The sequence below is a fragment of the Chryseobacterium sp. genome (assembly GCF_022712095.1).
In the GTDB taxonomy this organism is placed as follows: Bacteria; Bacteroidota; Bacteroidia; order Flavobacteriales; family Weeksellaceae; genus Chryseobacterium.
The window spans coordinates 1-3,636 of sequence record NZ_JALAHD010000090.1 but is presented as its reverse complement, the minus strand read 5'-3'; the positions used below and the strand labels follow the sequence as shown (position 1 = coordinate 3,636).

3 protein-coding genes are annotated in these 3,636 nt (G+C 36.0%); all 3 read right to left on the bottom strand.

The genetic code is table 11. The annotated features are described in order from the left end of the window. Positions 1 to 21: 21 nt before the first annotated feature. Positions 22 to 1,032: a T9SS type A sorting domain-containing protein gene (locus Q0A18_RS04335; protein ID WP_292008947.1), complete on the bottom strand. Its 1,011-nt coding sequence runs from the start codon at positions 1,030 to 1,032 to the stop codon at positions 22 to 24. A gap of 113 nt (positions 1,033 to 1,145) precedes the next feature. Beyond that, a complete protein-coding gene (locus tag Q0A18_RS04330) occupies positions 1,146 to 2,525 on the bottom strand; it encodes a dipeptidase (RefSeq protein ID WP_292008946.1) in 1,380 nt (459 codons plus the stop codon). A gap of 89 nt (positions 2,526 to 2,614) precedes the next feature. Then, a partial coding sequence (locus Q0A18_RS04325; RefSeq protein ID WP_292008945.1) for a T9SS type A sorting domain-containing protein occupies positions 2,615 to 3,636 on the bottom strand: 1,022 nt, incomplete at its 5' end.

Below are 3,636 nucleotides of genomic sequence, written 5' to 3'. Positions count from 1 at the left end.
TATTAATATTTTCTTATCAATTTATTTTTTAATAAATCTTCTGGAAGTTTTTTCATCTTTTGTTTCGATATTGATGATATAATTTCCCGGGGCAAGATTTGAAATATTTACCTGATCTCCGTTAAGGCCTGCATTAACCTTTTTACCACTCATATCATAAATTTCCACTTTATTAACTTTAGATTCAGAGCTGATATTGAGTATATCTGATGCCGGATTCGGGTAGATAGAAATTTCTTTTTTACCCAAAACTCCATTTTCACTTACGGCCAGTACTGCATTATTACTTGCTTCCACCGTGTAGTTATCGATTCCGAAAGTAGTTGCTGCAGTATTCCCTGTACCATATGAGCTCAATACATCATGTTCAGTAGGGCTGAATCCTGCCGGTGTAGTATACCCTGCTATATTAAGTGTTGTGCTCGTTCCATTCATTGTATAGGTAATAGCACCTGTAGTAGTATTGTAGCTATAGCCTACTGTAATCCATGTGTTAGCAGGATAAGAAGGAGCCCCATTAAAACTAATATTATAAGTTCCCGGGGTAAGACCATCTGTAAGATAAGCTAGGCCGTTAATCTGTTTTGTGGAAGAATTATATCTTATTCCTACAAGTATAACTTCCGTACCAGAGGTATTTTCTCCATAAAGTGCCACACCAGACACGTTTACTCCTGTAGAAGTTCCTGTGTAAATATCTACCGACCCTTTTACAATATTATTACCGGCCGTTCTGTTTTGCCAGGCCGTATCCAACCCTGACTTAAATACATATCTGTTGGATGCAGCTGCTGCTGTATTTCCAGTAGTAACCTGCAAATAATTGGCATGTCCGGTTCCACCATCTACTATTTGAAAGTTGGCAGCAGTTCCACCATAAAGATACATTCCTCCCTGTCCAGCGGTAGTACCAGTAACATCAGTTCCTACGTTACCGATTGTGTAGGCATTGTAATTATCTGATTCCAGTACTTGAGCTGGAGCACAAAATGAAGACGCTAAAGCAATGCTAAAAAGTAATTTTCTAATCATAGTATTATTTTTATATTAATTTCGTAAATTTATAATAATATTCCGAAAAAAATAAAAAAAATAACATAAAATGAAAAAATCCTTAAAACATAAGGTTTAAGGATTAATTTTTACTATTTAGAGTAATTCTCGAAAAAGAGAGGAATACTCTCAATTCCTTTATAAAAATTGAACAAACCGTAATGTTCATTAGGAGAATGGATAGCATCAGAATCCAAACCAAATCCCATTAATACAGATTTTGCTCCCAATATTTTTTCAAACATAGCAGTAATAGGAATACTTCCTCCACTTCTGTAAGGGAGCACTTCTTTTCCAAATGCAGTTTCCATTGCTTTTTTAGCCGCTAAGAACTCTTTAGTATCGCTAGGCAATACATATGGCATTCCTCCATGATGTGGAGTTACTTTTACTTTAACTGTATCAGGAGCTATTTTTTCAAAATATTTTGTAAACTTTTCAGTAATTTCTTCCGGAGTCTGATAAGGAACCAAACGCATTGATATTTTAGCTGAAGCTTTGGAAGGAATTACAGTTTTAGCACCCTCTCCTGTATATCCTCCCCAGATACCATTACAATCTAATGTCGGGCGGATGGAAGTTCTTTCCAGTGTTGTATATCCTTTTTCTCCTTCTACATCTTTCAATCCAATAGAATTTTTAAATTCCTGCGGATTATCTTTCAGCTTATTCATTTCAACACGATCTTCGTCGGAAACTACTTCTACATTATCATAGAAACCATCGATTGTAATATGTCCGTCTTCATCAATTAGCTGGGCAATCATTCTTGAAAGCACATGAATAGGATTTGGAACAGCTCCTCCGTAAAGACCGGAATGAAGATCCCTGTTCGGACCTTCCACTTCCACTTCTACATAGCTCAACCCTCTTAATCCTGTAGTTACAGTAGGCTGTTCGTTACTGTAAATATGTGTATCAGAAATCAGGATACAATCGCAAGTGAGCTTTTCCTTATTTTCATTAACAAAGTCTCCTAAGCTTACAGATCCCACTTCTTCTTCTCCTTCTAATATAAACTTTACATTACAAGGAAGAGCATTTGTTTTCATCATTGCTTCAAATGCTTTAACATGCATAAAAAACTGACCTTTATCATCTGCTGAACCCCTTGCAAAAATAGCTCCATCAGGATGCAATTCAGTTTTCTCAATATAAGGTTCAAAAGGAGGTTTTCTCCATAATTCAAGAGGGTCTGCCGGCTGGACATCATAATGCCCGTATACCAATACTGTAGGCAGATCTTTATTTATAATTTTTTCTCCGAACACAATTGGATAGCCTTTTGTCTGGCATACTTCCACATTATCTGCACCTGCATTTTTAAGATGTTCGGCACATACATCAGCACACTTTAATACATCATTTCTATAAGCAGGATCTGCGGAAATAGATGGGATTCTCAATAACTCAAATAATTCATCAACGAAACGTTGTTTATTTTCGTTGATGTAATTTAATGTCTCTTGCATTGTAAAATTTATTTTTGTTAAAAATAAAAAAAATGCCTTGCATTAACAAGGCATTTCTATTTTCTTCAGGAAGCTTTTTCGATCCTTTTTTATTTTTTAATGAATTTTTTGGAAACTTTCCCTTCTTTAGTTTCTACGCTGAGAATGTAAGTCCCAGAGGAAAGATCTTGAATTTTTATCTGACCGCTGTTATCTAAGTTTTTATCAATCTTTCTTCCCTCAATATCATACACCTCGATGCTCTCAATCTTTGAAGGAGATTTTATGGTAAGAATATCTGATGCAGGATTAGGGAAAAGAGAAATTTCGTTTTCATTGATGGTACTTTCTTTAACAGCCAATATTGCATTTGTATTGTTACTAGCTTCTACACGGTAATTATCTATTCCAAACACAGTGGCTATAGCAGTATAAGTTTTTAACGAACTAAAAACAACATGTTCAACAGGCACCAACCCCGGTACTGTACTCATTCCGCTCACCGATAAGGTTACAGATGCCTCATTTCCCATTTTATAAGTAATAGCTCCTGTTGTTGTATTATAGGAATAATTTACTGTCACCCATGTGTTAGCAGGATAGGTAGCCCCATTATTATAGGAAATATCATATGTATCTAAACTGTTATTTGAATTATTTCTCAAATAAGCAAGCCCATCAAGTCTGTTAGTTGATGAATTATATCTTACTCCTACAAGGGGTACTATATTTCCTGCATTGTTTCTGCCATAAATACAGACACCAGAATTCTGGGTTCCCGCCGAAGCTCCTGTAAAGATATCTGCTGTACCTTTTATAATATTATTACCGGATGTTCTCCCAGCCCATGCGGTCTCCAACCCAATCTTGTATGCAGATCTGTCAGAAGTCGTAGCCGCTGCACTTCCTGTAGTTACCTGTAGATATTTAACGTGTGTGGCATCACCATTCACAATCTGGAAGTCACTCGCAGCTTCTCCTTTTACATATATATTTCCCTGTCCCGGAGTGGCTCCCGTAATATCCGTACTTACATTTCCTATAGTATAAGAATTATAATTTTCCGTTTCCAATACTTGAGCAGAAACCGATAATACAGATGTTAAAGATAAAATAACGAATAATGTTCTTT